Origin of the sequence: Ensifer sp., assembly GCF_031989085.1 — a bacterium.
GTDB lineage: Bacteria > Pseudomonadota > Alphaproteobacteria > Rhizobiales > Rhizobiaceae > Ensifer.
This window is the reverse complement of sequence record NZ_DALZXU010000001.1, coordinates 785908-809230: the sequence shown is the minus strand read 5'-3', so window position 1 is coordinate 809230 and position 23323 is coordinate 785908. Positions and strand designations below refer to the sequence as shown.

At 62.3% G+C, this 23323-nt stretch carries 21 protein-coding genes; 6 read left to right on the top strand and 15 right to left on the bottom strand.

Features of this window, described 5'->3' with window-relative positions; translation table 11 throughout:
* Positions 1 to 132: 132 nt before the first annotated feature.
* The 12 genes from RTP54_RS03890 to RTP54_RS03835 form a co-directional block, all read right to left on the bottom strand.
* Positions 133 to 618 (bottom strand): F0F1 ATP synthase subunit B, encoded by a 486-nt coding sequence (locus RTP54_RS03890; RefSeq protein WP_112808705.1) that lies wholly within the window; start codon positions 616 to 618, stop codon positions 133 to 135.
* Between the two features lie 13 nt (positions 619 to 631).
* Complete coding sequence (locus RTP54_RS03885) at positions 632 to 1246, bottom strand: F0F1 ATP synthase subunit B (protein ID WP_112808707.1); 615 nt, start codon at positions 1244 to 1246, stop codon at positions 632 to 634.
* 76 nt (positions 1247 to 1322) lie between these two features.
* Positions 1323 to 1550, bottom strand: a complete 228-nt coding sequence (locus RTP54_RS03880; protein WP_025426100.1) for a F0F1 ATP synthase subunit C — start codon at positions 1548 to 1550, stop codon at positions 1323 to 1325.
* Between the two features lie 81 nt (positions 1551 to 1631).
* Positions 1632 to 2384 carry a F0F1 ATP synthase subunit A gene (locus tag RTP54_RS03875; RefSeq protein ID WP_112808709.1) on the bottom strand — a complete coding sequence of 251 codons (753 nt, stop codon included), beginning with the start codon at positions 2382 to 2384 and terminating at the stop codon, positions 1632 to 1634.
* 59 nt (positions 2385 to 2443) lie between these two features.
* Positions 2444 to 2803, bottom strand: coding sequence for an AtpZ/AtpI family protein (locus RTP54_RS03870; protein ID WP_162703437.1), 360 nt, complete (start codon positions 2801 to 2803; stop codon positions 2444 to 2446).
* A gap of 297 nt (positions 2804 to 3100) precedes the next feature.
* On the bottom strand, positions 3101 to 4276 hold the full coding sequence (locus tag RTP54_RS03865) for a cell wall hydrolase (RefSeq protein ID WP_312361135.1): 1176 nt from the start codon (positions 4274 to 4276) through the stop codon (positions 3101 to 3103).
* A 238-nt stretch (positions 4277 to 4514) separates the two neighbouring features.
* Positions 4515 to 6416 carry a potassium transporter Kup gene (locus RTP54_RS03860; protein ID WP_112808713.1) on the bottom strand — a complete coding sequence of 634 codons (1902 nt, stop codon included), beginning with the start codon at positions 6414 to 6416 and terminating at the stop codon, positions 4515 to 4517.
* A gap of 17 nt (positions 6417 to 6433) precedes the next feature.
* Complete coding sequence (locus RTP54_RS03855) at positions 6434 to 7411, bottom strand: magnesium transporter CorA family protein (protein WP_312361132.1); 978 nt, start codon at positions 7409 to 7411, stop codon at positions 6434 to 6436.
* Positions 7412 to 7814: 403 nt separating this feature from the next.
* Entirely contained in the window at positions 7815 to 8990 is a 1176-nt protein-coding gene (apbC, locus tag RTP54_RS03850) for an iron-sulfur cluster carrier protein ApbC (protein WP_312361131.1), read from the bottom strand.
* A gap of 511 nt (positions 8991 to 9501) precedes the next feature.
* Positions 9502 to 10257, bottom strand: coding sequence for a LuxR family transcriptional regulator (locus tag RTP54_RS03845; RefSeq protein WP_312361129.1), 756 nt, complete (start codon positions 10255 to 10257; stop codon positions 9502 to 9504).
* A gap of 169 nt (positions 10258 to 10426) precedes the next feature.
* Complete coding sequence (locus RTP54_RS03840; protein ID WP_112808721.1) at positions 10427 to 11167, bottom strand: helix-turn-helix transcriptional regulator; 741 nt, start codon at positions 11165 to 11167, stop codon at positions 10427 to 10429.
* Between the two features lie 195 nt (positions 11168 to 11362).
* On the bottom strand, positions 11363 to 12157 hold the full coding sequence (locus RTP54_RS03835) for an IclR family transcriptional regulator (RefSeq protein WP_312361124.1): 795 nt from the start codon (positions 12155 to 12157) through the stop codon (positions 11363 to 11365).
* 172 nt (positions 12158 to 12329) lie between these two features.
* On the opposite strand from RTP54_RS03835, the gene RTP54_RS03830 reads away from it, so the two are divergent.
* The 5 genes from RTP54_RS03830 (at position 12330) to RTP54_RS03810 (ending at position 17359) form a co-directional block, all read left to right on the top strand.
* Positions 12330 to 13100 carry an SDR family oxidoreductase gene (locus RTP54_RS03830; RefSeq protein ID WP_312361122.1) on the top strand — a complete coding sequence of 257 codons (771 nt, stop codon included), beginning with the start codon at positions 12330 to 12332 and terminating at the stop codon, positions 13098 to 13100.
* Complete coding sequence (locus tag RTP54_RS03825; protein WP_312361120.1) at positions 13097 to 14017, top strand: 2-dehydro-3-deoxygalactonokinase; 921 nt, start codon at positions 13097 to 13099, stop codon at positions 14015 to 14017. The genes RTP54_RS03830 and RTP54_RS03825 overlap by 4 nt, the downstream gene beginning before the upstream one ends.
* A 16-nt stretch (positions 14018 to 14033) precedes the next feature.
* A complete protein-coding gene (locus RTP54_RS03820) occupies positions 14034 to 14672 on the top strand; it encodes a 2-dehydro-3-deoxy-6-phosphogalactonate aldolase (protein ID WP_312361118.1) in 639 nt (212 codons plus the stop codon).
* Entirely contained in the window at positions 14669 to 15553 is an 885-nt protein-coding gene (locus RTP54_RS03815; RefSeq protein WP_312361115.1) for an SMP-30/gluconolactonase/LRE family protein, read from the top strand. The genes RTP54_RS03820 and RTP54_RS03815 overlap by 4 nt, the downstream gene beginning before the upstream one ends.
* Positions 15554 to 15634: 81 nt before the next feature.
* Entirely contained in the window at positions 15635 to 17359 is a 1725-nt protein-coding gene (locus tag RTP54_RS03810; RefSeq protein WP_112808733.1) for an IlvD/Edd family dehydratase, read from the top strand.
* A gap of 59 nt (positions 17360 to 17418) precedes the next feature.
* Here RTP54_RS03810 and RTP54_RS03805 read toward each other — a convergent pair whose 3' ends face one another.
* A complete protein-coding gene (locus tag RTP54_RS03805) occupies positions 17419 to 18516 on the bottom strand; it encodes a hypothetical protein (RefSeq protein ID WP_312361111.1) in 1098 nt (365 codons plus the stop codon).
* A 364-nt stretch (positions 18517 to 18880) separates the two neighbouring features.
* Between RTP54_RS03805 and RTP54_RS03800 the strand changes: the two genes are divergently transcribed.
* On the top strand, positions 18881 to 19522 hold the full coding sequence (locus RTP54_RS03800) for a PRC-barrel domain-containing protein (RefSeq protein WP_112809426.1): 642 nt from the start codon (positions 18881 to 18883) through the stop codon (positions 19520 to 19522).
* Positions 19523 to 19579: 57 nt separating this feature from the next.
* Here RTP54_RS03800 and RTP54_RS03795 read toward each other — a convergent pair whose 3' ends face one another.
* Both RTP54_RS03795 and RTP54_RS03790 read right to left on the bottom strand, forming a co-directional pair.
* On the bottom strand, positions 19580 to 21628 hold the full coding sequence (locus RTP54_RS03795; protein WP_312361109.1) for an FAD-dependent oxidoreductase: 2049 nt from the start codon (positions 21626 to 21628) through the stop codon (positions 19580 to 19582).
* 90 nt (positions 21629 to 21718) lie between these two features.
* Positions 21719 to 23269 carry a trimethylamine methyltransferase family protein gene (locus RTP54_RS03790; RefSeq protein ID WP_312361107.1) on the bottom strand — a complete coding sequence of 517 codons (1551 nt, stop codon included), beginning with the start codon at positions 23267 to 23269 and terminating at the stop codon, positions 21719 to 21721.
* Between the last annotated feature and the right edge of the window lie 54 nt (positions 23270 to 23323).

Genomic DNA, 23323 nt, shown 5'->3' with positions numbered 1-23323 from the left:
GAACTGCCTGGGAAACCCGAGCCCACCGCAACCGCATGTGGGGCTGAAGTTCATACGCTCCAAGGAACCGGCCCGGAAATGAAAAAAGCCCCGCACGAGGCGAGGCTTTCAGATCGTGTATGTGGCCGAAGCTTAGTTCAGGCGCGACTTGACTTCGCCAAGTGCCTTCTTGAACAGCTCATTCTGCGCGCCGGCATCAGCCTTGGCAGCGACAACCTTTTCGGCAGCACTGATGGCCAGATCGACGGCTGCGGAGCGAACGGCGTTGATCGCGTCGCTTTCGGCCTGCTTGATCTTCTGTTCCGACAGCGCGGTCCGGCGGGCGACGAATTCCTCCGTCTTCTGCTTGGCTTCGGCGGTCAGCATTTCGGCTTCGCGCTGAGCGGCGGCAACGATACCGGCAGCTTCCGCTTCGGCGTCCTTGCGCTTGCGCTGGTACTCGGCAACGAGGGCCTGGGCTTCTTCGCGCAGGCGCTTGGCTTCCGCCAGTTCGTTGGTGATCTTGTCGGCACGGGCGTCGAGCGCCTTGCCCATCATGCCCGGAACCTTGAGATAGGCAATCAGGACGAAGAAAAGGATCAAGCCGACGAGGGCATAGAAGGTCGCATCAAGATGCATGGTTCAGTGCTCCTCAGTTACCCGATGCCTTGACGGCAGCGACGATCTCAGCCTTGGTGACGGTGCCACCGATGAGCTGCTTGACGACGGCGGTTGCAGTTTCTTCGGCGATGGCGCCGACGTCCGCAAGTGCCTTGGTCTTGATATCGGCGATACGGTCTTCCGCAGCGGTGATCTTCTTGGACAGATCGGCCTCGACGGCGTTGCGATCGGCGACGGCCTTCGACTTGGCGGCTTCGCGGGCGCCGTCGGCAATCTGATGACCCTTGGCCTTGGCAGCTGCCAATTCCTGCTCATAGGAAGCGATTGCGGCGTCAGCTTCGCCCTTCAGGCGCGACGCTTCGTCGAGATCCTGAGCGATCCGGTCGTGACGGGTTTCCAGAATTCCGCCGATGCGCGGAATGATGACCTTCGACATCAAGAGATAGAAGAGGCCAAACGTGATCGCGAGCCAAAGCAGCTGCGATGCGAAATGGGTCGAATCAAAGGGCGGGAACACGCCGGAGCCAGCCTCGCCTTCGTGGGCCACACCCGTTTCGGTGTGCACCTCACCGGCCGCAGCGGCATCGTGTGCTTCGGCGCCTTCAGTGGTGGTTGACTGCTGGGCATAGGCCGCGGTCACAAACATGCTCACCTCCAGGTGCACTCAAGAATATGCGCGGCCGCGACCCTTTGACGGGCCGCGGCCGAAACTCCAGCCGTTATTAGACGGCGAAGAGGAGGAGCAGGGCTACGAGCAGCGAGAAGATGCCCAGAGCTTCCGTAACGGCGAAGCCGAATACGAGGCGGCCGAACTGGCCGTCAGCAGCCGACGGGTTGCGCAGCGCGCCAGAGAGGTAGCTGCCGAAGATGTTGCCGAGGCCGAGAGCCGTGCCGGCCATACCGAGGCAAGCCAGACCTGCGCCGATGTACTTTGCTGCTTCCGCTTCCATGATTGAACTCCTTCGAATGGTGTTGCGGCTTAGGATTGCGCTTCCGGCGGAGGACCGGCCGGAAGCAAGCGACTGTATTCCTTAGTGGCTTCCGGGATGGACAGCGTCGTTGAGGTACATGCAGGTCAGTACCGCGAAGACATAGGCCTGGAGGAAGCAGACGAGGAATTCAAGACCGGTGATAGCGACGGTCATGATGAGCGGCAGGATCGCGCCACCGATACCGAGCGCGCCAAGGGCGCTCAGCGAGGTCACGAAGCCCGCGAAAACCTTCAGCGTGATGTGGCCGGCCAACATGTTGGCGAAGAGACGGACCGAGAGGCTGATGGGACGGGAAAGGAACGAGATGATTTCGATGGCGACGACCAGCGGCAGAAGCACACCGGGCACGCCATGGGGCACGAAGAGCTTGAGGAAGCCGAAGCCGTGCTTGTAGAAACCGTAAAACACGACGGTGCCGATAACGAAGAGCGCCAACGCGAAGGTGACGATGATCTGGCTGGTGATGGTGAAGAAGTAGGGGAACATGCCGAGCAGGTTCGCCGTCAGGATGAACATGAACAGCGAGAACACCATCGGGAAGAACTTCATGCCGCCGTTGCCCGCACCTTCGCGCAGCATCGAGGCGATGAATTCATAGGACATTTCCGAAACCGACTGCAGGCGCGTCGGGACCAGCCCGCGCTGCGACGTCGTCAGGTAAAGGAAGCCGGCAGCGGCACCCACGGTCGCAACCATGAAAAGCGACGCATTGGTGAAGGAAAAGTCAATTCCGCCAATTTCGATCGGGACAATCTTGTTGATCAGGAACTGGTGGGTCGGATCGTTTGACACCGCGCTTCTCTTTCGTTCTGCCCGCCGTTAGAGCGGATACCGTTACTCCGGGCGACGCCTCAGGCGCCATCTCCGTCCGTCTTGTCATTCCCCGAACTGCGCTTGACCGAGTCGAGTGTTGCCACCATTCCCGCCGACCGCAGTACATTCAACACACCGGCGCAAAAGCCAAGGAGCAGGAAAATGATCATGCCCCACGGCCCTGTACCCGCAAAGTGGTCCAAAAGATAGCCCAGAAACGCCCCGACAACGATACCAGCGATGAACTCGCTGGAGAGCTTCATTGCCGCCGCGTAGCCTTTGCGGCTTGCGGTGGCACGGGCCTCTGCTGCGTCTGACGAAGCGGGCCTTTTGGCCTCGATCTTGTCACCGAGCTGCTTGAGCCTCGTTTCCAGACTTTCCTCGGGTTTCTCCGTCACGTGGCCACTCCCTTGTTGTCCAACACGGTCTCGACCGTGATTTCGGCCATACAAAGGGCTGTCGTTCAAGCCACGTTTCAGCCCCATTTGAAGTCGCGCGCAACATAGTTTTAGGCTTCCGCATAGTCAAGGCGTGCCACGCGCTTCGGCGTGGACAATATTTTTCAACAATTTCATCGACTTGACTGCATCCCCGGCTGCCGAAGGTCAGACAATCCCAGGAATCGGCAGATCGCGGGCCAGAATCTCCGACCCGCGATCGATGCTTGTGCGCCAAGGCTAAAGAACAGAACGGCGTCAGCTCCAGCCGCCGCCATAGGTGCGGTAGAAGATGTGCAGGCCGATCTTGCCGACACGCTTCATCGTCTTTGCCCAGGCAGGGTTCACATAGGTCGCGTGGTAATGCGTGGCGGAGCCGACTTCGGGCAGCCAGATCTTGCCGGCAGTCACCGCCATGGCGACTTCCTTTGCTTCCTTCCAGTGCGAGCGGGAATAGACCAGGTCGCGGATCATGTCGCAGGCAAAGGAAAACTGGCACCGGTTGCGCCACGCCTTGTTCTGGTAGACGACGCCGCAGATCGTCTTCGGATAGGTCGGATTGCGCACCCGGTTGAGAATCACCTGCGCGACGGCCGCCTGCCCCTTCAAGGGTTCGCTGCGTGCCTCGAAATAGATGCCTTCGGCCAGGCATGTCTGTTCTTCCTTGCCGAAAACGCCCGCTGGCAGCGCGGTTGCAGCCCAGGCGTGATCTTCAGGCGAGATATCGGGAATGAAGCGCCCGGCGTTCTTGTCCTCGCGCAGGATCGAATCGAAGGGCGATTCACGCGCATAGTCCGGCTCGGGCCGGACATAGGCAGTCGCAAGAATGTCGGACTTGTCGTTGGTGACAAGCTTTGCCAGCATCGGCGAGACACCGGGATCGGCCTTTGGCGGCTTCTTCTTATAGAAGGCCGTGGCGATCTCGATCTCCTTGCCCTTGATCGTCGGCTTGGCGAAGACCATCTTTTCGGCGCCCTCGAAGCCGGGCTCGACCAGCGAGCTGGTGCGCTGAAGGATGGAGCCGGCGGTAAAATCCTTCGGCGGCGTCATCGGCGTGACCGCGACGATGCGGCCCTTCTTGCCGCGGCGGTTGACGCGGTCCTCGTCCGGCGTGCCGGCGTGCTTGTTTTCCGCCGTCAATGCGACACGGCTGCCATCGGGCAGATCGATGCCGGCGCCGCCATCGAGCGCGCCCGTGGTGACCGGATCGGTAAAGACCATTTCAACCTCGTGGATCGAGCCGGCAGGCGACGGCGTCATGTACATTCGCCAGCGTTCGCCGCCACGGTTGATGCCGGAGAGAAAGGTCGCGAGGTCCGAATAGGCCGCGACAGTCGGAAAACCGATATAGACCGCCAGACCGATAATGGCCGGAGCCAGCCAGGCGGAGACGTTCACACGAGATTCGCGACGCAGTTTTTTACTGTTACGCACCAATCCACTCCACGCAACGCTTACCGAAGGCACGGCTCTGCCCGCGCCGGCGATGAGCCAACGGACAGTTTCCGCGCGGGACGCTAGGACAATGAAGCTGCCGGACGCTCTGTCGGCGACGCTTCGTTCGAGCCTTGAAAATGAAGCATTAACCTTGATGTTTGGTTAATGCGTGCTCGCTGAAAGACAGGAAGGGCCGGCATCCCGGCCGTTCGCGGGCCTTATCGGGCTCATGGCGTCAGATGATGACGTGCGAGCCGAGTTCGACGACGCGGTTGGTCGGCAGGCGGAAATAATCGGACGGGTCGATCGCGGCGTTGGCGAGCGCGATGAACAGCCGGTCCTGCCAATGGGGCATGCCGGACTGGGCGTCGGGCACCAGCTTTCGCCGTCCGAGATAGAATGACGTCGACATGATGTCGAACTTCAGCCCCGACTTGCGGAAGAGGCCGAGTGCCTGCGAAACGTTCTGCGTCTCCATGAAGCCGAAGCGCATTTCGAGCAGGGTGAAGCGTTCCGACAGCGGTTGCACGCTGACCCGTTCGGCCTTGGGCACTTTCGGCGTATTGGCGGTGCGGATGGTCAGGATGAAGTTCTGCTGATGCAGCACGTGATTGTGCTTGATGTTGTGCAGCAGCGCGGCCGGGGTCGATTCCGGGTCGCTCGTCAGGAACACCGCCGTTCCCGGCACCGAGACCGGGGCGTGCTCGCTCTTGCGCTCGATCGACTTGACGAAGCTTGCGAGCGGAATGTCGATGTGGCGGGTCTTGGCGTGCAGGATCTCCGTTCCGCGTTTCCAGGTCCACATGATGACGATGAAGGTGGCGGCGATCATCACCGGCACATAGCCACCGTCATGGATCTTCAGCATGTTGGCCCCGAGGAAGACGCATTCCAGCGCAAACAGCGGCAGCAGAACCGCACCGGCCCAGAGCGCCGACCACTTCCAGCGCGCGCGCAGGAACTCGAAGGAGAGAACGGTGGTGACCACCATCGCGCCCGTCACCGAGATGCCATAGGCGGTAGCCAGCGATTCGGAAGAGCCGAACACGAAGACCAGCGCCATGACGCCAAACATCAGCATCGTGTTGACGTTGGGCAGATAGATCTGGCCCGTATGGGTTTCCGAGGTGTGGAAGATCGCCATGCGCGGCAGGAAGCCGAGGTGGATCGCCTGGCGCGTCAGCGAGAAGGCGCCCGTTATCACCGCCTGGCTGGCGATGATCGTCGCGAAGGTCGCCAGAATGACGACCGGCAGCAGCGCCCATTTCGGGAACATCAGGAAGAACGGGTCGGACATCGCCTCCGGGTTCTTCAGGACGAACGCGCCCTGGCCGAGATAATTGAGCGTCAGCGCCGGAAAGACGATCAGAAACCAGGCCCACTGGATCGGGCGGCGGCCGAAATGGCCAAGGTCGGCATAAAGCGCTTCCGCACCCGTCACCGTCAGGAACACGGCACCGAGCACGATGATGCCGACATAGCCCTCGTTGAACATGAAGCTGAAGGCATAATAGGGATTGAACGCCTTGAAGATCGACAGGTCGTCGGAAATATGAACGAGGCCGATGCCGCCCATAACCAGGAACCAGACAAGCGTGATCGGGCCGAAGAAGTTGGAGACGGCAGCCGTTCCCTTGGACTGGACGGCGAACATCAGAAGAAGAATGACGACGGCGATGGGAACGACATAATCCGATAGCGCCGGTGTCACCAGCTTCAGGCCTTCCACCGCCGAAAGCACCGACAGCGCAGGCGTGATCATCGCATCGCCGATGAACAGCGCGGCACCGGCAATGCCCATGAAGAACAGGATCGCCGTGTGGCCGTTGCCCGTCTTCATCAACAGCGCCAGCAATGACAGCGTCCCGCCCTCGCCCTGGTTGTCGGCCCGCAGCAGGAACAGCACATACTTGATGGTGACGATGATCGTCAGCGTCCAGATCATCAGTGAGATCAGGCCGATGATTTCGACATCCGTCACGCCATCGTGGGAGACCGGGCGCAAGGCTTCGCGAAACGCGTAGAGCGGGCTGGTGCCGATGTCGCCATAGACAACACCGATGGAGCCGAGGCCGAGGACGAGCAGCCGGCGCAGGTCCTTCGACCCTTGTGCGGAAGGGGCATGGGATTGGGTCATGCGTGTCCTACTGGCGATTAAAGCCAGCCTTTCCAGCGAAAGAAGAAAAACGGTATCACGGCGGATATCACCATAGCGACCAGGGCGAAGGGATAGCCGAACTGCCATTGAAGCTCAGGCATGACGTTGAAGTTCATGCCGTAGACTGAGGCGACCAGCGTCGGCGGCAACAATACCACGGATGCGATCGAGAAAATCTTGATGATGGCATTCTGCTCGACATTGATGAGGCCGAGCGAGGCGTCGAGCAGGAAGGTGATGTTGCCGGAGATGAAGGAGGCATGCTCCGACAGGGTCTGGATGTCACGCGAGATCGAGCGGCAAAGCTCGCGGCTATCCTTGTCCGCCTGAACCACGGGCACCGTGTAGACGAAGGTCAAAAGCCGAGAAAGCGATGCAAGGCTGTCGCGCGTCTTGGCCACCAGCCGGTGATGGCCGGCGACGTCGCGCAGGCGCGCTTCGAGAAAATGCGGCGGCCGGCGCTTGACGACGGCCTTGTCGCCGAAGACCTGCAGCGACAGGTCGTCGAGCTTGCCGACGGCCTGCTCGAGGATTTCGGCGGTGCGGTCGGCGATCGTTTCGAGCAGCCGGGTCAGGATCGCCACGCCGCTCGGGCAGCCGCCCGGAATCCGATGCATCGCCGCCTTGAACAGCACGAAAGCGCGTGGCTCGGCATAGCGAATGGTCACCAGACGGCCGCCGTGCAGGATGAAGGCCACGTCGGTGAGATCGGGTATCTCGGTCTCCGAGCGATAGACCAGCGACGCCGTCATGAACACGGCGTCGGCCTCGATATAGAGCCGGCTCGACGGCTCGATGTCCTTCAGGTCATCGCGTGTCGGAATGGAGATGCCAAGCAGCGCCTCCATCATCAGGTCTTCGTCCTTGCTCGGCTCTACGAGATCAATCCAGACGATGTCGGGACGCAGGGCGACGGGCTTGTCTGCCACCGAAAAAGTGACGGTCTCGCCATTGGAACAATAGCCGGTGATCATTCAGGCGCCCTTCCCGCTGGCGCGTAGCCGAACGAAAGTGAGCAACCCGATCGGCGCCACATTATTCCCACAGTCGAAATCCATCGGACAGAGCGTTCCCAGTCAGGACAAAATCCTCAACTCGGTCATCGCGGGAGAACACGGTCTCCGGCGAGAGGGCGCTAAGTTGGGCACCTTCGCAAGTGCGGCACGGCATATGGCGCAACACAGACGCAAAATCAATGCCCCCTCGATCCATGGCACGGTGTCGCCTATCGTTCCGGCGTCACCCTACTGCATGTCCCGGCGAATCGAAATCGGTCCGCGGACAAAATTGTGCCATTGTTTCAAAGGGGCCTGCCGCGTGCGGCCCTTGCCGCGACAGGCTCGTGTGGCGTGATCGCACGCCGTGGTCGGTCGTGGTCTATTCGAAGACGATGTTCGGCATTGCGCGGGTCTTGTCGTCGCGGGCGGCCGACGCCTCCGCCCAGACCTTGGTGGCGATGTCGCGATAGATCCGCGCGATCTCGCCGTCAGGGTCGGAGACGACCAGCGGCGTGCCCGCGTCCGACGTCTCGCGGATCCCCATGGTCAGCGGCACCTCTCCGAGGAACGGAACGCCGATGCGCTCGGCCTCCTTGCGCGCGCCGCCATGGCCGAAGATATCGTAGCGCTTGCCGGTGTCCGGCGCCACGAAGTAGCTCATGTTCTCGATGATGCCGAGCACCGGCACCTCGACCTTGCGGAACATGGTCAGTCCCTTGCGGGCGTCGATGAGCGCCAGATCCTGCGGCGTCGAAACGATGACAGCGCCGGCAAGCGGAACCTGCTGGGCCATCGTCAGTTGCGCGTCGCCGGTGCCCGGCGGCATGTCGACCACAAGCACGTCGAGATCGCCCCATGCGACTTCGCGCAGCATCTGCAGCAGCGCCGACTGGATCATCGGGCCGCGCCAGATCATCGCCACCTCCTCGTCGACGAGGAAGCCCATGGACATGACCTTGAGCCCGTAGTTTTCCATCGGCCGGATCATCCGGCCTTCGATTTGCTGCGGCCGTCCGGAAATCTTCAGGAGGCGCGGCATCGACGGTCCGTAGATGTCGGCGTCGAGAAGACCAACCTTGAGGCCATTGGCCTTCAGCGCCAGCGCCAGGTTCACGGATGTGGTGGATTTGCCGACACCGCCCTTGCCGGAGGCCACGGCGATGATGGCGCCGACACCCGGAATACCGGCCTTGGCGGGCGCACCGCCTGCAGGGCGCTGCCCATGGGAATGACCGACATGGGCATGGCCAGCCGGCGCAGCGGCCGGTTGCGGACGCTGCACCGGGGCGGCTCCGGATGCGGCCTTGCGGTCGGCCGTCAACGCGACCATGGCGGCACTGATGCCGGGAATTTCACGCACGACACGCTCGGCCGCGGCCCGCATCGGCTCCAGCTCCTTGGCGCGATCGGCCGGTACGGTGATCGAGAGATAGGCCTTGCCATCCGAGATGAAGACGTCCGACACCAGCCCGAGCGCGACGATATCGCCCTCCATGTCAGGACCGCGCACGGTGCGCAGCTTATCAAGAACCACGTCTCTGGTGACTTCCGGCATCGCGCCCTCTCATTCCTCGCCATCGCCGAGATAACCTCGTTATCTCCGGGATCGGCTCGTTATCTCCGAGATAACGTTGTCATGTCTTAGATAATCGAGGCGGAGCGCTTCGCCAATGCGACATTACGCAAAAACAAAAAGCAGGGCCGCCACCCGTGCCCTTGTGTCCGTACATCCGGGATCACAAGCATAATCCGAGATCGTAACGGCGATCCGGGATCATGCGGGGTTGGGTGGCGGCCCTTTTTGTCGCGACCTTCTTGGGCGCTGTCTTGTTTTTAGTCCCCTCTGGACATGCCCCTACCAATGCAGGATGCGTGCCAGATTCGAAAAGAACAAGAACAGTGAGTATTTTCAGATAGATATGAGGATCATTAGAGGGTTCACGAACACGGAGCTTCTGCCCAGTTTATGAGCAATGATCCCAAATTCGCACAGGAGCGGTGCATTTCGTGGCCACAGCGCCAAGATGGCGAGGGTTCGAACATCGCGAACCCCGTGGCGAACAAGGCTAGCTGATGTAGCCCTTCTTCATCGCCTTGACGACGGCCTGCGTGCGGTTCACCGCATCGAGCTTCTTGGTGACGTGGTTGAGATAGTGGTTCACCGTGTGCTCGGAGAGGCCGAGAATGCCGGCGATCTCGGCGCTGGTCTTTCCCGCAGCCGTCCAGCTCAGGCACTGGATCTCGCGCTCGGAGAGCGACGCGCTGCTGTTCTTCCACACGGAGCCGATCTCGGCCAGCCGATTGTAGACATGGATCGCGATCATCTGCAGTTCCATGGTCACCGTCATCGGCAGCTCGGCTTCCGGGCCCATCAGGATGACGGCGCCGCGGCCGCCCTCGGCATCGTGGACGGGGAAGTAGCTCGCCTGGAAGATGGCGTTCTCGCGCAGCATCGTGATGTATTCGCGGGCCGAATCGGGTTTGCCACCCTCGTCTTCCCACGCCTCGAGCGTCACCTGGAACGGGGTCGTCGTTTCCCGAAGCCGTTTGACGCCGGTGCTGAAGCGCAGCATCGACAGGCTGTCATACTTGTTGAGCAGTTCGGCAGGCATGTTGGAGATGACGGTGGTCGCGGCCAGGCGCTCGACATCGATGGACGGGATCGAACAGATGAGAAAGGTTTTGAAGCCAAACATCTGCGTGACCCGCCGCATATAGCGGATGATGTCGAACTGGGTCTCCAGCTTTGCGATCTCGGACGCGAAGTCACCGCCACGGGGCAGATCTGCGTCAGTCGTCCCGGTGGTCATCGTATCCTGCATTCGCGCGTTCCATGGCATTCATCAATTATCTGATAGACCGACCCGTGGGCCAATGCCAACAGATGATCGAGATTCCCTGCCCTACGCGCCCAAAAGCCTGTGTATTTCCCCGAAAACGAACCGCGCCACGTCGCAGCAGCCAGCTTCGCTGTGCGCAATGTGCCAATTCTCAGTTGATCAATCCGGCGCGCATCGCCTTGGCGACCGTCTGCACGCGGTTGACCGAATCCAGCTTTCGCGTCGCCCGGTTGAGATAGTGGTTCACCGTGTACTCCGATAGCGCAAGGATTCGCGCCATCTCGCTCGTGGTCTTGCCGGCGGCCGCCCAGCGCAGGCATTCGACCTCGCGGCGCGACAGGCTTCCAGACCCGCGGCGCTCACGCTCACGCACCTCGGCCAGCTTGCTGTAGAGAATGCCAGCCCAAAGGTTCAGCTCCTGCATTTCGTCGTTCGACACCACCGGCCGATCTCCGCCGAAGGCGATCGCTGCGCGGTGGCCGCCGGCGTCGTGCACCGGAAGATAGATGCCACGCGGCATGCCCGCCTGTTCGAAGACGCAGATCGCCGCATCGCCCTTGCCGTCGGCGCGGCGGCGCGCCAGTTGATGGGCATCATAGGTGAACGGGATGGTGCTGCGGCGCAGCCGCTGGATCACCGGGCTGCCATTGATCAGGCCGGCACTGTCGTAGCCCTTCAGGAACTCGCCCGGATAGGTCGTCATGATCGCGTTTTCTTCAAGACTGCTGCAGCCGGTGTCCGGAACGGCAAGCACGAGGAAACCGCGGAAACCATAGGCATCCGCAACTTGCCCGATCACCCGCCTGATATCGTCCTCGCAACAGATCGGCCCTCGCACGGAGCGCCCGTCGGGGAGCTTCAACGACGCCATATTCGCGCTGAAATCGATCATCTTCCGCCCTTCTCCACATCCGGCTCCGGGGAGGAGCACGGCCGCTGACGCCGCATGAAGATCACGTCAAAATTTCTATCAATGACAAGACCAGGCCCCGTCGCTGAAAAAACGCACAACGAGCCTGATATATTAACGTTATCGAGCTTGGGACACTACGTCCAGTCGATGTTTCTAATTTACCGTAAAGTGAACTCAAGGTCCACCGCGGCCCGGACCGAGGCGAATCGCGGCCTCCTCCCCGATCGCCGCCGCCGCTTCCCGAACCGCCCCTGACCAGGCGGTCAGTTGCTCCATGCTGACCCGATAGGCTGGCCCCGTAACCGAGATTCCAGCCGTCAGATCGCTGCCCGAAACACGGATCGGCGCAGCCACGCAGCGGATCTCTACCTCATGTTCTTCCCGATCGAAAGCATGTCCTTGACGGCGAATGTCGACAATTTCCGCAAGCAGCGTTTCGGCCGAGCGATGCGTGTGCGGCGTGAACGCATGAAAAGCCATTCCCGAGACGATGCGTTCAAGCTCCGGTTGCGGCAGCAGCGACAACGCCGCCTTGCCGATGCCGGTGCAATACGCAGGCGAAGCCTTGCCGATCTGCGAACTCATACGCACCGTCTGCTGGCTTTCGACCTTGTCGACATAGACGATTTCGGCTTGCCTGAGGATGCCGAGATGGACCGTTTCGCCTGTCAGCGCGTGCAGGCTGCGCAGATGCGGTTCGGCGACGTCACGAAAACGATTGCCGGACCAGGATCGGTAGGCAAGCGTCAATAGCCGCAGCCCTGGCTCGTAGCTGAGATCGCGCCGCTGCACGAGAAGGCCTTCCTCGACCAGATGGCTGAGCAAGCGATGCAGGGTGCCGCGCGGCTGCCCGGACCGCGCAAGAATATCGGTAAAGCGCTGCGGCCCTTCGGCGGTGACCACCGCCTCGAGGACGGCCATCGCCTTGCCGAGCGTGCCGGTGCCCATCGTCTCGCCATCCCTATCCATCGCCGTTCTCCAAACCTGCGGTCCGCTTCATTCGGCGGAGAAGCGCAAGGGCGCCATCCGATCTTGACAAAATAGCCATCGCCGCCCGATAATTCCATATAATAAAATCAAGTTCCACATTTTGGAACGGATAGAGTGGCGAACGCGCTGTTGCGCGAAGGGGGAGTGCCATATGCCGTTGTCTGCGGCCCAGTTCCACGACCTGCGGGATCGCTGTGTGCTTGTGACCGGCGGCGGCGCCGGCATCGGCGCGGCCCTTGTCGAAGGTTTCATCCACCAGGGCGCGAAGGTTGCCTTCGTCGACATCGACGAGAGGGCGGGCTTGGACCTCGTTGACAAGCTTTTCGCCGAGACAGGCTCCAGGCCTTCCTTCATTCACGCGGACCTGCGCGATATAACCGCGGTGAGACAGGCTGCCGAAACGGCGGCAATTGCCCTCGGCGCAATCCACGTGCTCGTCAACAATGCCGCCCGCGACGACCGGCAGCCGCTTGAAGCCGTGACCGAAGAGAGCTGGGATGAGAGCCAGGCCGTCAATCTCAGGCACCTGTTCTTCATGAGCCAGGCGGTGGCGCCCCATATGCGTCAGGCCGGCAGCGGATCGATCGTCAACTTCTCGTCCATCGCCTTCCTGCTCAATATGGCGGAAATTCCGGCCTACGCGACGGCCAAGGCCGGCATCATCGGACTGACGAAGTCGCTCGCCGGCAAGCTCGGCCACGACAACATCCGCGTCAACGCGATCCTGCCCGGCATGATCGTGACCGAGCGCCAGAAGAAGCTCTGGCTTGACGAGGCGGCAATCGCGGCGATGCTGGAAAAGCAATGCCTGAAGCGAAGCCTGACCGCTTCGGATCTCATCGGACCTTGCCTTTATCTGGCTTCGGACTGTTCTGCGGGCATGACCGCCCAAACGATGATCATTGATGGAGGCGCACTGTGATGACGGCAGCCTATTATGCCGCAGTCGACTGGGGAACCACGAGCTTTCGGCTCTGGATCATTGCCGAAGACGGCACGGTGCTTGCGGAGCGCCGCAGCGGCGAAGGCATGACGACCGCTGCCAAGACCGGTTTTTCGCGTGTTCTGGAGGCGCATCTTTCGGCGGTTGACGCACCCGGCCACCTGCCGGTGATCATCTGCGGCATGGCGGGCGCCAAACAGGGTTGGCTCGAGGCCGGCTATCTCAACACGCCCGCCGCTCTTTCGCAAATCGCCGGCGGCGCGGTTGCAGTGCCCGACGTCGGCCGCGACATCCGCATCCTGCCCGGCCTCGCCCAGCGCGACACTCGGCATCCCGACGTGATGCGCGGCGAGGAAACGCAATTGCTCGGCGCCGCGGCAAGCCTCGGTGACGGCCGCCACCTCGTCTGCATGCCCGGCACGCACAGCAAGTGGGTGCGCCTCGAGGACGGCAAGGTCACCGGTTTCTCGACCTTCATGACCGGCGAGTTGTTCGACGTCGTCTCGAAGCACTCGATCCTTACCCACTCGATCGCCGATGCGCAGGTGTTTTCGGGCGAGCATCCAGCGTTTCTCGACGCGGTTGCCGCAGCGCGTGCCAATCCGGCGCTCGCCACCAACCTGACCTTCGGCGTGCGCGCCGGCCAGTTGCTTCACGGAACCACAGCGACCGACGCCAAGGCGACGCTTTCGGGCACGTTGATAGGGCTCGAGATTGCCGGCGCCCTGGCGACAGTCGATACCGTCGACAGCGTCTGCCTTGTCGCCTCCGGATCCCTCGGCGCGCTCTACCGCGCCGCACTCACCAGCCTCGACCTTAGCCCACGGATCGTCGATGCCGACGAGGCCGTGCGCGCCGGCCTTTCGACTGCCGCCCAGGCAATCTGGCCCCTCTGACCGAAAGACTGCTGCCATGAACCGTATCCCCTTCCCGCCGATGAAGTACCCGCTGGTCGCCATTCTGCGCGGCCTGAAGCCCGAGGAAACCGAAGGCGTCGTCGGCACGCTGATCGAAGCGGGCTTCACCGCGATCGAGATCCCGCTCAATTCGCCCGACCCGTTCCGGTCGATCGAGACGGCGGTGAAGATGGCGCCGGAAGGCTGCCTGATCGGCGCCGGCACGGTGCTGACGACAGAGCAGGTCGAGCGACTTGCGGATGTCGGCGGCCGGCTGATGGTCAGCCCCAATGTCGAGCCGGTGGTGATCCGGCTGGCAGCGCAAAAGGGCATGGTGACCATGCCCGGCGTCTTCACCCCGACAGAAGCGCTTGCAGCCGCGGCAGCGGGTGCTACGGGCCTGAAATTCTTTCCGGCAAGCGTGCTCGGCCCGTCCGGCATCGCCGCGATCCGCACCGTGCTGCCGACGGATGTCGAGGTTGCCGCCGTCGGCGGCGTCTCGGAAGAGAACTTCGCCGACTACGCCAGGATCGGCATCAGAAGCTTCGGGCTCGGATCGAGCCTTTACAAGCCGGGCATGAGCGCTGCCGACGTCGGCAAGCGCGCCATCGCGACCGTCAGCGCTTATGACGCCGTCTATGGAGCGGGTCGATGAGCGACACGATTGCCTTTTCCGGCAGCATCCTTTGCCAATCCCCCTCGATGCTCGGAGAAGGCCCGACCTACGATCCGGGCAGCGGCACCGCCTGGTGGTTCAACATCAAGGGCCAGGAACTGCATGAACTGCACCTTGAGAGCGGCCGCAAGACTGTGCACGCGCTGCCGTTCCTCGGCAGTGTGCTTGCCGTGATCGACCCTTCGCGGCAGCTGGTCGCCTCCGACCAGGGGCTGTTCGTGAGAGACACGCAGACGGGCGTGTTCAGCCTGCTGGCGACACTCGAAGACAAGCCCGGCAATCGCTCGAACGACGGCCGCGTCCATGCCTCCGGCGCGCTCTGGGTCTCCACCATGGGCCGCGCCGCCGAAAAAAGTGCGGGCGCGATCTATCACGTCGCCGGCACGAAGGTGACCAGGCTCTACGACCGGATCACCATTCCCAACAGCATCTGCTTTTCACCTGACGGCACCGTCGCCTACTTCGTCGATACCGATATCAACCACCTGATGCGCGTCGACATCGATGCCGAGACCGGCCTGCCGACAGGCGAGCCGAGCCTCCTCGTCGACGGCAGTGGCGAGGTTGGCGGCATCGACGGCTCGGTCTGCGATGCCGATGGCCTGATCTGGAATGCGCGCTGGGGCAGCGGCACGGTCGACGTCTACAGCCCCGACGGCAAAAGGGTCGCGCGCCATGCCATGCCGACAACGCAGCCAAGCTGCACCGCCTTCATCGGGCCGAAGGCCGACCGCATGCTGGTGACGTCTGCCTGGCAGGATCTTGACGACGCTCAGCGCGCCGCCGATCCGCATGCCGGCAAGACCTTCGAACTCGGCGTCAGCGTCAAGGGCCGCTTTGAGCCGTCGTTCCGGCTCTGAACCGAATCCCCTGGCAAAAGGCCAATAAAAAATCATACAATTCATCCACGCGATTGATCGCATGGTGAGGAGGAAGCGCGCATGAGCGACAAGAAGAAAGAACTGCGCAGCCGTCACTGGTACGGCGGCACCCACAAGGACGGTTTCATCCATCGCTCCTGGATGAAGAACCAGGGCTTTCCCGATCACGTCTTCGACGGGCGCCCGATCATCGGCATCTGCAACACCTGGTCGGAACTCACGCCCTGCAACAGCCACCTGCGCATTCTGGCGGAAGGCGTGAAGCGCGGCGTCTGGGAGGCTGGCGGCTTTCCCGTCGAGTTTCCGGTGTCCTCGCTCGGCGAAACGCAGATGCGGCCGACGGCAATGCTGTTTCGCAACCTGCTCGCCATGGATGTCGAGGAGGCGATCCGCGCCTACGGCATCGACGGCGTCGTCTTGCTCGGCGGCTGCGACAAGACGACCCCGGGCCAGTTGATGGGCGCTGCGTCGGTGGACTTGCCGACAATCGTCGTCTCCTCCGGCCCGATGCTGAACGGCAAGTGGAAGGGCAAGGACATCGGCTCCGGCACCGACGTGTGGAAATTCTCGGAGGCCGTTCGCGCCGGCGAGATGAGTGTTCAGGAATTCATGGCGGCCGAAAGCGGCATGTCGCGCTCGCCCGGGGTGTGCATGACCATGGGCACGGCCACCACCATGGCCTCGATCGTCGAGGCGATGGGCCTGTCGCTGCCAACCAATGCGGCACTTCCAGCCGTCGATGCGCGCCGCATGGCGCTGTCGCACATGACGGGCAAGCGCATCGTCGAAATGGTGCACGAGGACCTGCGCCTGTCGAAGATCCTGACCAGGAAGAATTTCGAGAACGGCATCATCGCCAACGCCGCCGTCGGCGGCTCGACCAATGCGGTGGTGCACATGCTGGCGATTGCCGGCCGGGCTGGCGTCGATCTCTGTCTTGAGGATTTCGACCGGGTCGGCGGCCAGGTGCCCTGCATCGTCAATTGCATGCCTTCGGGCAAGTACCTGATCGAGGACCTCGCCTATGCCGGCGGCCTGCCGGCGGTCATGAACCGGATCCAGCATCTGCTGCATCCGGATGCGCCCACCGTCTTCGGCATGCCGATCAGCCGCTACTGGGAAGATGCCGAAGTCTTCAACGACGACGTCATCCGCCCGCTCGACAATCCGCTGAGGGCCGCGGCTGGCATTCGCGTGCTCAAGGGCAACCTTGCGCCGAACGGCGCCGTCATCAAGCCGTCGGCGGCAAGCGAACATCTCCTGGCGCATGAGGGGCCGGCCTATGTGTTCGAGACGATCGAGGACCTGAAGGCCAAGATCGACGACCCCGATCTGCCGGTGACCGAGGATACGATCCTCGTGCTCAAGGGCTGCGGCCCCAAGGGCTATCCGGGCATGGCCGAAGTCGGCAACATGCCGATCCCGCGACGGCTGGTTGAGAAGGGCGTGCGCGACATGGTGCGCGTGTCCGACGCCCGGATGTCGGGCACGGCGTTTGGAACCGTGGTGCTGCATGTCAGCCCGGAATCGAACGCCGGCGGTCCGCTCGCGATCGTCAAGACAGGCGACCGTATCCGCCTCGACGCGCTGAAGGGTGAACTCAACCTGATGATCAGCGAGGAAGAGTTCGCCGCCCGCATGGCCGCCTGGCAGCCGCCGGAGCAGAAATGGACTCGCGGCTACTACAAGCTCTACCAGGACACGGTGCTGCAGGCAGACAAGGGTGCGGACCTCGATTTCCTCGTCGGCGCAAGCGGCAGCGAGGTTCTGCGCGAAAGCCACTGAGGGCGACTGCTACCCTCGGGCATCGACAACGAGACCCCGCCCGTTCGGCGGGATCTCCGCTATCCAGCTATTGCCCGCCGGCCGATGGGCAATTCGGCCGTCGGCGCCAATGCCCGCAGGCGCGCCCAGGTCTGATAGCCATAGATCGCCAGACCGAAGGCGATGAACAGTTCCTTGTACTCGGTCGGGTCCCAGATACGCACGAGTTTGTGCGCCTGGAGCACGAACAGTTGCTGGATGGCGACGATCAGGATCGCTGTGGCAGTCAAAACGACGAACTCGCGCCAGAGCCCACTCCGCAGCGCGAGATCGGCAATTACCAGCAGGATGATCACCGTCATCATCACCATCATCTGGGTCGGCAGCATGCTCCAGTTGTCGCTGTTGAAGGCCGCCATCGGAGCGCTTGCCACAAGCACCAGCACACTTGGAGCAAAAGCTTCAAGCCGCCCGAGGGAAAAACCCTTGCGGAGATAGAGCCAGATAAAGGGAGCAAGCGTCAGCAGCACGAAACTGCCGCTATAGTAGATGAGTTCGGAGAGGCCGGTCGAGATGTTGTGCAGGTTCAACTCCTGCTGCTTGTTGAGAGCGAGCAGCGCACCGGGCGTCTCGATCATGAAGACCCGTTGCATCCACGAGATTTCCTCCATGCCGACGACGAAGAGGACGAGGCCGAAGCCCCCGGCACCGCCGGCGGCGAGCCATGCCACGCGACCCGCTCCGCCGCGCGCCGCCCGCAACTGACCGGTCGCCGCCGCGGCGAAAAACGCGCTGGCAGCGAAGATCAGCAGGGCAGACAGCCACTCGAAGACGTTGTCCTCCCGCGCGAGCGCGCTGAAGGTATCTGCATCGAGACAGAAAAGCACAGCGACGGCAACCGCAAGAGCCAGACTGCCGATGCAGACCCCGAACTCGCGGCGTAGGGCGAGCCGAAGCACCGGCACCCCGAAGCAGGATGCGTCCCGCGTAAACCCGTGAATGGCCGCAAGCGAGAGGCTGAGCGCTACCCAGGCATGCCAGAGGTTGTAGGGCTCGGTCTCGGGCATTCGTTCTGAAAAATAGCTGATGCCGAACAGGCGGCGCTCGATCGACACGAGGCACACCATCACCACGATGGAAATCAGGGAAATCGAGAGAAATCGCTGCGGCAGAAACATGAAAGACCGTCCAGATCGACAGGCCGGAATATCGTTAAGGACACTCTCCCTGTGCTTTTGGAAGTATAGGTAAGAACACTCAAGATTGTGTGAATGTACAGAAGAAATTAATAAAACACTAAAATACGCTGAGCTGGGGCTGGCGCCCGGATATGTGCCAATGACGTGCGCCGCGGGCCAAAGATATTAAGCCTTCGCCACGGGAATTCGCCGCATGACTTCCTGAATTTCCGGCACCGTGCCCACAATTTTTCTGGAACCGTTTCTGCCGCGAGGCGTTGCTTAGGTATCACCGGTGCGGTGGAAACCTGGCGATACTCAGGACCGCGCCTTGATCGACAACGTCAAGGAAAGGCATTTTGACATGACCAAGAAACTTGTATCTTCCGTTGCGGCCGGTGCGCTTATCGCAAGTGTTGCATTTGCCCCGATGGCCTTCGCACAGGACGCGACCCAGCCTAAGCCCGCTGAACCGCAGACCATGGAAATCCAGCCGGCTCCGGATGCGACGGCCCCTGCGGACCAGGCCCAGACGACCGCGCCTGCGACCACCGAAGCGCCTGCAGCCATGGCACAGTCTGACGGCACCTACATAACCGAGCAGGCCAGCGACCAGATCGCGACCAGCACCTATGTCGGCCAGACCGTCTATAACGCCGGCGACGAGAAGGTCGGCGAGATCAACGACCTGATCATCAAGAAGGACGGCGGCGTTGAGGCCGCGGTGATCGGTGTCGGCGGCTTCCTTGGCCTCGGCGAGAAGAATGTCGCGGTCCCGTTCGATCGTATCCAGATCTCCGAGCAGGCCAACACTGATGCTCTGAAACTGACGACCACGGAAACCGCTGAAACGCTGAAGGCGGCTCCGGAATTCAAGACCAAGGCGCAGCAGGTTGCCGAGCAGAATGCCAACCAGCCGGTTGATGCATCGACGACCTCCTCGACCACCGGAACGGCACCGGCTACTCCGATGCAGCCGGCACCGGCTGAGGGTACCCAGCAGTAAGCTGGATCAGCGACGACCAGGAGATGGAGCGGCGGTGTTTTCACCGCCGCTCTTTTTTCAGATCAGAACGCCATAACGCAGCGCATCGTAGATACCGGCATGAATGTTGCGGCTGGCGACCGCGTCGCCGATGCGGAACATGTCGAAGCCGGCGGCCGGGTTGCGCGACGGAATCGGGTTTTCGCCGCGCAGCAACGCCTTGTAGTCGACGGCGCCGAGATTGCGGGACAGCGGTTTCAATTCGCGATACAGGTCATCCATCGGCACAGTGCCGTGCTCGACCACGACCTGCGCGACCCGTCGCTCGCTCGACGCGCTGTCTGAAAAGTCCGATCCTAGCGTCGCCACGAGCCCGTTGCCCTCGCGCCGAACCGAGCGGAGGCGCGTGTTGATCGTCACGCGCACATCGTGATCGGCGAACGTCTTGGCATAGGGCACATGGTTCATGCCGCCAACTTCCGGTGCAAACATGCGCTCGGGCGACACGATTTCCAGCTCGACGCCGGCGCGCGCAATCAGCTCGGCGGCGGTCATGCCGCTATGGGCGCCGTTGTCGTCATAGAGCAGTACCGGCCCTTCGGGCTTGACTGCACCGGCGATGATATCCCAGCTCGATATGACCAGGTCGTCGCCGGCTTCAAGCGCCGGGTTCTGCGCGATGCCGCCGGTGGCGACGACGACGAGATCGGGCGCGCGTTCCTGAATGTCATCGATACCGGCAAAGACGTTGTAGTGGATGGGCACGCCGAGCCGCTCCAGCTCCGACAGCCGCCAGTCGACTATGCCGATCAGTTCTCTTCGCCGCGGATTGCGCTGGGCAAGCAGGATCTGACCGCCTGCCTGACCAGTGGCCTCGAGGATCTCGACAGCGTGGCCGCGCTCGGCCAGCACGCGCGCCACCTCGAGACCGGCCGGTCCGGCACCGACAACGATGGCCTTCCGCTTTGCACCATCGCTCCTTGAGATGACATGCGGGACGATGGCCTCGCGTCCGGTTGCGGCATTGTGAATGCAAAGTGCGCCGCCGCCCTCATAGATACGATCGAGGCAGTAGGTAGCGCCGACGCAGGGACGGATTTCGGCCTCCCTGCCCTCCTTGATCTTCCGGACGATATGCGGATCGGCGATATGGGCGCGCGTCATGCCGACCATGTCGAGCTTGCCCTCGGCGATCGCGTGGCGGGCGGTCGCGACATCGGCGATGCGGGCCGCATGGAACACCGGAAACTTGGTTGCCGCCCGAACTTCGCCAGCAAAATCGAGATGCGGCGAGGCCGCCATGCCCTGGATCGGGATTACCTTGGTGAGCGGCGCGTCATGGTCGATGTGGCCGCGAATGACATTGAGGAAATCGACCTTGCCGGAATTTGCCAGACGGCGGGCGATCTCGATGCCCTCCGCCTTCGAAAGGCCCTTGTCCCAATCCTCGTCCGCGACCATGCGCATGCCGACGATAAAGTCCGGTCCGACGGATGTGCGGATCGCATCGAGCACCAGGTGGGTAAAGCGCAGGCGATTATCGAGCGACCCGCCGAAATCGTCGTCGCGCTGGTTGGTCGCCGGCGACCAGAAACCGTCCATCAGATGGCCATAGGCCTCGAGCTCGATACCATCAAGGCCGGCCGCCTGCATGCGGGCCGCAGCCGTCGCATAGTCGGCGACGATACGCTCGATGTCCCAGTCTTCGATTTCCTTCGGGAATGACCTATGCGCCGCCTCGCGCACCGGCGAGGCCGAGAGGACTGGCAGCCAGTCGCCCTTGTTCCAGCCCGTGCGCCGGCCAAGATGGGTGAGCTGGATCATCACCGCGGTGTCGTGCTCATGACAGTCGTCGGCGATCTTCTTCAGCCAGGGCACGATCTCGTCGGAATAGGCGTGGAGATTGCCGAAGGCGGGCGGCGAATCCTCCGAGACGATGGCCGAGCCCGCCGTCATCGTCAGGGCCATGCCACCCTTGGCTTTCTCCAGGTGGTAGAGGCGGTACCGATCTTTAGGCATGCCATCTTCGGAATAGGCCGGCTCGTGCGCCGTCGACATGATCCGGTTCTTGAGCGTCAGGTGTTTCAGGTGGTAGGGCTGGAGCAGCGGGTCTTTCGGCAGCGTCATGTCTGTTCCCTTGAGCGCCACCTGCCGGGTGCGGACAGGGGCACTCCATAATTACCGGTGTTGTTCGCGTCCCTTGCGGTTGGCCAAAGTTCAGTACCAGGCGTCCGCCATGCTGTCCTTGCGCCGGGCGACATAGTCGATCAAAGCGTCGTCGATTGCCACGTCCAGCGGCGGCGCTTCGTATTCGACAAGCGTCTTCTTCCAGCTGCGGTTTGCCCTCTGCGCCATATCGGTTCCGCCTTCCTCCGTCCATTTTTCGAACGGCTCGTTGTCGGACAGCCCGGAATCCCAAAATGCGGTCTGGTAGTTGCGCATCGTGTGGTCGCAGCCGAGGAAGTGGCTGCCCGGCCCCACCTGCAGGAAGGCATCCATGGCCAACGAATTGTCGTCGACGACGACGCCGGCGAGATAGGAGTGCAGCGCACCGCAGAAGTCCGTGTCCATGACGAACTTTTCGTAGGACATGGCCAGGAGCCCGTCGACGAAGCCGGCCGAGTGCAAGATGAAATTGGCGCCGCAATGGACTGCCGACAGCATCGACATCACGCCTTCCTGCATCGCCTGGGCGTCCGGCAGCTTAGAATTGGAGAAGTTGCCGGCGCAGCGCAGCGGCAGGCCGAGCCGACGCGCCAGCTGGCCGACGACCATGCTGCCAATCGCCGGCTCCGGCGTGCCGAATGTCGGCGAACCGGAGCGCAACGACATGGACGACAGGAAGTTGCCGAAGATCACGGGCGCACCCTTGCGTTCCAGCTGGGTCAAGGCGCAGCCGGCGAGCGTCTCGGCATAGGACTGCGCGATCGCCCCGGCGTTGGTGACAGGGCCCATGGCGCCGCCGAGAATGAAGGGCACGATAACCGCCGCCTGGTTTGCCCGGGCATATGCCCGCAGAGACTTCGTCATCGTTCCGTCCCAGACGAGCGGCGAATTGACGTTGACGTTGCCGAGGATGACGCAGTTCTCATCGACGAAATCGCGCCCGAAGAGAATGCGGGCCATTTCGATGGAGTCTTCGGCGCGGTCTTCCGCGGTGATCGAGCCCATGAAGGCCCGGTCGGAGTACTTGATGTGGCTATAGACCATGTCGAGGTGGCGCTTGTTCACCGGCACGTCGACCGGCTCGCAGATCGTGCCGCCCGAATGATGCAGCCACGGGCTCGACTGCGCCAGCTTGATCAGGTTGCGGAAATCCTCGATCGTGCCATAGCGGCGGCCATTGTCGAGGTCGGTGACGAAGGGGGAGCCGTAGGCGGGTGAGAACACGACATTTTTGCCGCCGATCTCGACGCTGCGGGCGGGGTTGCGGGCATGCTGGGTGAACTGTCGCGGCGCGGAGCTGACGATTTCTTTCAGCATGCCCGGTTCGAACGTCACCCGACAGCCGTCGAGTTTGGCGCCGGCGCGCTTCCAGTGATCAAGCACCGCCGGATCGTCACGAAATTCGATGCCGACTTCAGCGAGGATGCGGTCGGCAATCGCCTCGATCCGCAGCAGATTGCCCTCGCTCAGGATATCGTAGGTCGGAATGTTGCGGACGATGTAGGGGACACCAAGATCCCTGGTCGCTGTACCGCCGCGATGCGGCCTTGAGCCTCGTGTCCGTCTCGGCGCTTCGCCCGCTGCCACAGCCGTCATTTCCATCGCCGTTCTCCCATCATTTGAGATGATGGTATTGGCGAAAAAATGCGTTGTAAC